Annotated in this window: 5 protein-coding genes; all 5 read left to right on the top strand. The window is 68.2% G+C overall.

Going from position 1 to position 5,475, the window contains the following annotated elements; all coding sequences use genetic code 11:
• A partial coding sequence (locus HY703_02900; GenBank protein ID MBI4544127.1) for a methylmalonyl-CoA mutase occupies positions 1-1,550 on the top strand: 1,550 nt, incomplete at its 5' end.
• A 140-nt stretch (positions 1,551-1,690) separates the two neighbouring features.
• On the top strand, positions 1,691-2,005 hold the full coding sequence (locus tag HY703_02895) for a zinc ribbon domain-containing protein (GenBank protein MBI4544126.1): 315 nt from the start codon (positions 1,691-1,693) through the stop codon (positions 2,003-2,005).
• Positions 2,006-3,691, top strand: coding sequence for an arginine--tRNA ligase (locus HY703_02890; GenBank protein ID MBI4544125.1), 1,686 nt, complete (start codon positions 2,006-2,008; stop codon positions 3,689-3,691).
• The gene (locus HY703_02885) at positions 3,688-4,623 is read left to right on the top strand and encodes a sugar kinase (GenBank protein MBI4544124.1); all 936 of its coding nucleotides are present in this window, start codon (positions 3,688-3,690) and stop codon (positions 4,621-4,623) included. The genes HY703_02890 and HY703_02885 overlap by 4 nt, the downstream gene beginning before the upstream one ends.
• Positions 4,610-5,475: phosphoribosylformylglycinamidine cyclo-ligase (locus tag HY703_02880; protein MBI4544123.1), on the top strand; the 866-nt coding region annotated here is incomplete at its 3' end. The genes HY703_02885 and HY703_02880, both read left to right, overlap by 14 nt.

Here is a 5,475-nt window from a genome sequence, read left to right as displayed (position 1 = left end):
GCAGCGGCATCCCCATCCAGCGGCTGTACACGCCGGGCGACCTGGCGCCGGATCACGACGCCGCTCTCGGCTATCCCGGCGAGTTCCCCTTCACGCGCGGCGTCTACCCGACCATGTACCGCGCACGACTGTGGACCATGCGCCAGTACGCCGGGTTCGGCACCGCCGAGGAGACGAACCGCCGCTACCGCTACCTGCTCGACCACGGGCAGACGGGGCTCAGCGTGGCCTTCGACCTGCCCACGCAGATGGGGTACGACTCCGATCATCCCGTGGCCGAGGGCGAGGTTGGCCGCGTCGGCGTGGCGGTCGATACGCTCGAGGACATGCGTGCCCTGTTCGACGGCATTCCGCTGGACCGCGTGTCCGTCTCCATGACCATCAATGCCACGGCGGCGGTCTTGCTTGCGCTCTACGTGGCGCTGGCGGACGAACGCGGCGTGCCGCGCGACCGGCTTTCCGGGACAGTGCAGAACGACTTGCTCAAGGAGTACATCGCGCGGGGCACCTACATCTATCCGGTCGAGCCCAGCTTGCGGCTGGTCACGGACATCTTTGCCTTCTGCGCCGCGGAGCTGCCGCGCTGGAACAGCATATCGATCAGCGGCTACCACATCCGCGAGGCCGGGGCTACGGCCGCGCAGGAGCTCGCCTTCACGCTGGCCAATGCGCTGGAATACGTAGGGCGTGCCGCGGAGCGGGGGCTGGACCTCGAGGCTTTCGCGCCCCGCCTCTCCTTCTTCTTCGCGGCGCACAACGACCTGTTCGAGGAAGTGGCCAAGTTTCGGGCGGCACGGCGGCTGTGGGCGCGCCTCATGCGCGAGCGCTTCCGCGCCTCTGACGAGGCCTGCCGGCTGCGTTTCCACACGCAGACGGGCGGCGTCACGCTGACCGCGCAGCAGCCCTTGAACAACGTGGTCCGCGTCACCATCCAGGCGCTGGCTGCTGTCCTGGGCGGCACGCAGTCCCTGCATACCAACGCGTATGACGAGGCGCTCGCGCTGCCCGCCGAAGCTTCGGCCAAGCTGGCACTGCGCACGCAGCAGATCCTGGCCCAGGAGTCGGGAGTCAGTGAAACTGTCGATCCCTTGGGTGGTAGTTATTACATCGAGGCGCTGACGGATGCACTCGAGGCGCGGGCGCGCGGCTACCTAGAGACGGTGGACCGGCTGGGCGGCGCCGCCGGCTCGATCGCATTCTTCCAGGACGAGATCCAGCGGGCGGCCTACGAGCACCAGCAGGCGGTGGAAGCCGGGGAGCGCGTCATCGTGGGAGTCAACGCGCTCCGCGAGGAAGAGGGCCCGCCGCGCATCGACCAGCCCGACTTTCCCGCTCTGGGGCGAAGGCAGAGGGAGAAGCTCATAGCGCGGCGGCGCGGCCGGGACGCCGCCGCGGTGCAGCGCTCGCTGGCGGCGGTGCGCTCGGCCGCGCGCGCCTCGGAGAACCTGCTCCCGCCCATGATCGAAGCCGTGCGGGCCATAGCTTCGCTCGGCGAGATCAGCGAAGTTCTGAGGGAGGAGTGGGGCGTATACCGCAGCGGCGGAGCTTAGGGGTCGAGTTCGTAGGTACGCCCACGCAGCCAGCGGGGATGGATCGGCGGCCGAATGCGGGCGTATTTGCGGATTCGACCACTTAGGGGCGGGGCGCTGTCGCGGCCGCGCCCGCTGATCCGGAAACAGGTGGAGGGACTGTGCCAACGTACGAATACCGGTGTGAGAAGGGACATCGCTTTGACAGGCTGCAGCGGATGAGCGACCCGCCCCTCGAGACCTGCCCGGAGTGCGGCGCCCGGGCGGAACGGCTGCTCTCGGCGGGTGCCGGCGTGCTGTTCAAGGGTGCCGGGTTCTACATCACGGACTACCGCAGCGAAGGCTACAAGAAGGCGGCGGAGGCGGAGAAGGGTGGCGGCGCGCCGGCCGAAAAGGCCGAGGGCAAGAGTAGCTCGAAGAGCGAACCCAAGTCTGAGGCGGGCGGCGGCGCGCCGGCCAGCACATCCCAGGAGTAGATGGCCGCTCGAGAGTTACGCGAGCAACTGGAGCGGATCGCGGCGGAGCTGGGGGGCGGCCGCGCCGTCGAAATCCAGCTCGAGCGGCCGCGCAAGCCGGAACACGGGGATCTCGCCACCAACCTGGCTCTGGTGCTAGCTCCGCAGCTGGGCAGCCCGGCGCGGGCCATTGCCGAGCGGGTGGTGGCGTGCCTCGACCTCCCAGCCGCCGGCGTGGCCTCAGCCGAAATCGCCGGCCCGGGCTTCATCAATTTCCGCTTCGCTCGCGCCCTGCTGGAGGAGCAGCTCAGACGCATTCTGCCCCAGGATCGGGGCTATGGCCGCAGCGCGAGCGCGCACCCGCAGCGGTTCCAGGTCGAGTTCGTCTCTGCCAATCCCACAGGGCCGCTGCATGTTGCCCACGGCCGCGGCGCGGCACTGGGCGACGCCATCGCCAGTCTGCTGGAATGGACCGGCCACGAAGTTGAGCGAGAGTTCTACGTCAACGATGCAGGCGCCCAGGTCGAGAAACTGGCCGAGTCGCTCGAGGCGCGCTGGCTCGCGCTGCAGGGAGTGGCCGCGGAGATCCCGGCCGGCGGCTATCACGGCCAGTACCTCGCCCAGCTCGCCCGCCAGGTCGAGGCGGAGCACGGCTCTGAGCTGCGCGGCGCAGCGCGAGGCGAACGGCTGGCCCGGCTTCGCGACTGGGCCACACGCCGACTACAGGCCGAGCAGGACCATGACCTGCGGGAGTTCCGCGTCCGCTTCGACGTCTACTATCCGGAAAGTCGAGTCTACCGCGAAGGGAAGATCCCGGAGACGCTTCACGAGCTGGAGACGCGCGGGCTGACCTACCGCTCCGAAGGCGCCCACTGGCTGCGTACTACGACCTTCGGCGACGACAAGGATCGCGTGCTCGTGAAGCGGGACGGCAGCTACACCTATTTCCTACCCGATATTGCCTACCATCGGGACAAGGCGCGACGCGGCTTCGACCACGCGATCGACGTCTGGGGAGCCGATCATCACGGATACGTGCCCCGCATGCAGGCAGCCATGGCGGCGCTGGGGCTGCCCGATTTCCTGGATGTCGAGATCGTCCAGCTCGTGCGCATCATGCGGGGCGGCCGGGAGGTGCGGCTCAGCAAGCGGGTGGGTGAGTACGTAACCCTGCGCGAGCTGTTCGAGGAGACCGGCGTGGACGTGGCCCGCTACTTCTTCCTGATGCGCCGCGGCGATGCGCAAATGGTCTTCGATCTCGACCTCGCGCTGGACCAATCGGAGAAGAACCCCGTCTACAAGGTGCAGTACGCGCATGCCCGGATGCGCAGCATCTTCCGCAAAGCAGGGCTGGTGCCCGAGGCGATCGAGGCGGAGGGCGCGGAGCTGAACCGGCTGGAAACGGAAGCCGAACAGGAGCTGGTCAAGCAGTTGAGCCTCCTGCCCGCAGTCGTCGAGCGAGCCGCCGAAGCGCGTGCGCCGCACGCAGTGTGCGATTACCTTGAGGCGACGGCCGGGATGGTCAACTCGTGGTACCATTCGGGAAACCCCAGCCGCAACCCTGCCCTGGCCGTGCTGGTGGATGACCCCGAGCTGCGCCGCGCTCGCCTGGCGCTGGCACGCGCTGTCCAGATCGTGCTGCGCAACGGCCTCGAGCTGCTGGGGCTCACAGCACCCGAACGGTTGGAACGGGAGGACGCGGGATGAGTTTGCTCGTGGTGGGGAGTGTGGCCCTCGACACGGTCGAGACGCCGTTCGGCGAAGCGTGCGACGTGTTGGGCGGGTCGGCCACCTTCTTCAGTGCCGCGGCCTCCTTCTTCCACCCGGTCCACCTAGTGGGTGTTGTCGGTGACGACTTCCCTCTGGCTGACCTCGAGTTCCTGGCCCAACGCGACGTGGACCTCTCCGGGCTGATCCAGGTGCCGGGGGAAAGCTTCCGCTGGTCCGGCGTCTACAGCTACGACCTCAATAGCCGGGAGACCCGCGAAACGCGGCTGGGTGTCTTTGCCGAGTTCCGGCCCCGCATCCCGGAGGACTGCCGGCGTGCTGCCTGGGTGTTTCTGGGCAATATTGACCCCGAGCTCCAGCTGGAGGTGCTGCAGCAGGTCGAGAAGCCCCGCTTCGTAGCCTGCGATACCATGAACTACTGGATCGAAGGCAAGCGTGCCGCCCTCCTGCAGGTCCTGTCCCGGGTGGACTTGCTCCTGGTAAACGATTCGGAGGCACGCCAGCTCACGGGTGACTACAACCTCCTGCGCGCCGCCCGCTGGATCCAGGAGCGGGGGCCCCAGGCCATAGTGGTGAAGAAAGGCGAGCACGGCGCCGTCCTCTTCACGCGAGACATGACCTTCTTTGCGCCTGGCTATCCGCTGGAAGTGGTTTTCGATCCCACGGGAGCGGGCGACGCATTTGCCGGTGGGTTCCTGGGATACCTTGCCCAGGCGGGCGCGACGGCGCCAGACGAGTTGCGCCGTGCCATGATCTACGGCTCTGCCATGGGATCCTTTGCCGTGGAGCGCTTCAGCATTGATCGCTTCCTGGACCTCACGCCAGCCGAAGTGCAGGATCGGGTGCGCGCGTTCCGGGAGATGACCGCCTTCGAGCATACGCTGCCGGCGGGCGCGAATGTCTGGGCGTGACCAGCGCGGTGCCTCGAGAGCGGCCAGCAGCTACCGGCAAGCGGGGGTCGACCGCGATGCGGCTTCTCGGATCAAGGAGCGGATCAGGGAGCTGACGGCGCCTACGGCCGGCGCCGGTGTCATTGCCGGCCCCGGTGGCTTCGGCGGCGTAATCCGCCTGCCGCCTGGGCTCGAGCAGCCGTTGCTCGTGGCCAGCGCCGATGGCGTGGGTACCAAGCTCAAAGTCGCGGTGCGCGCGGGTCGCCACGACACCGTGGGACGGGACCTCGTGCACCACTGCATCAATGACATCCTGGTCGAGGGGGCGCGCCCCCTTTTTTTCATGGACTACATCGGGATGTCGCGTCTCGAGCCCGGCACGGTCGAGGAGCTGGTGGCGGGCATGGCGGCGGCCTGTGCCGCGCACGGCTGTGCCTTGCTGGGTGGTGAGACTGCGGAGCTGCCCGATTTCTACGCCCCGGGCGAGTACGACCTGGCCGGCTTCATGGTGGGTGTCGTGGAGGAGTCGAGACGGCTCGGCGCTCACCGGGTCCGCGCTGGCGACGCCTTGATCGGCCTGGCCTCTGACGGGTTCCACACCAACGGCTACTCGCTGCTGCGCCGGCTCCTCTTCGACCGACTCGGTCTCGAGCTGGAGGACACCTTTCCCTGCCTCGAGGCCCGGGTGGGCGATGTCCTGCTCCGCGTGCACAAGAGCTATTTCCATCCTGTCTGGCCGTTACTCGACACCGGCCGGATGCGCGCCCTCGCCCACGTCACGGGGGGCGGTATTCCCGAGAATCTGGCGCGCGTCATCCCCGCCGGCCTCGAGGCACGCGTGCTGCGCTCGGCATGGCGGACGCCGCCCGAGTT

It is taken from the genome of Gemmatimonadota bacterium, from assembly GCA_016209965.1.
Lineage (GTDB): Bacteria > Gemmatimonadota > Gemmatimonadetes > Longimicrobiales > RSA9 > JACQVE01.
Note: the sequence above shows the minus strand (reverse complement) of the source record. Positions and strands in the feature narration are given on the sequence as shown.

What these genes read in the sequence shown, in the direction of transcription:
- HY703_02885 (MBI4544124.1), top strand. Translation starts at nt 3,688, where the DNA reads ATGAGTTTGCTCGTGGTGGGGAGTGTGGCCCTCGACACGGTCGAGACG.
- HY703_02890 (MBI4544125.1), top strand. Translation starts at nt 2,006, where the DNA reads ATGGCCGCTCGAGAGTTACGCGAGCAACTGGAGCGGATCGCGGCGGAG.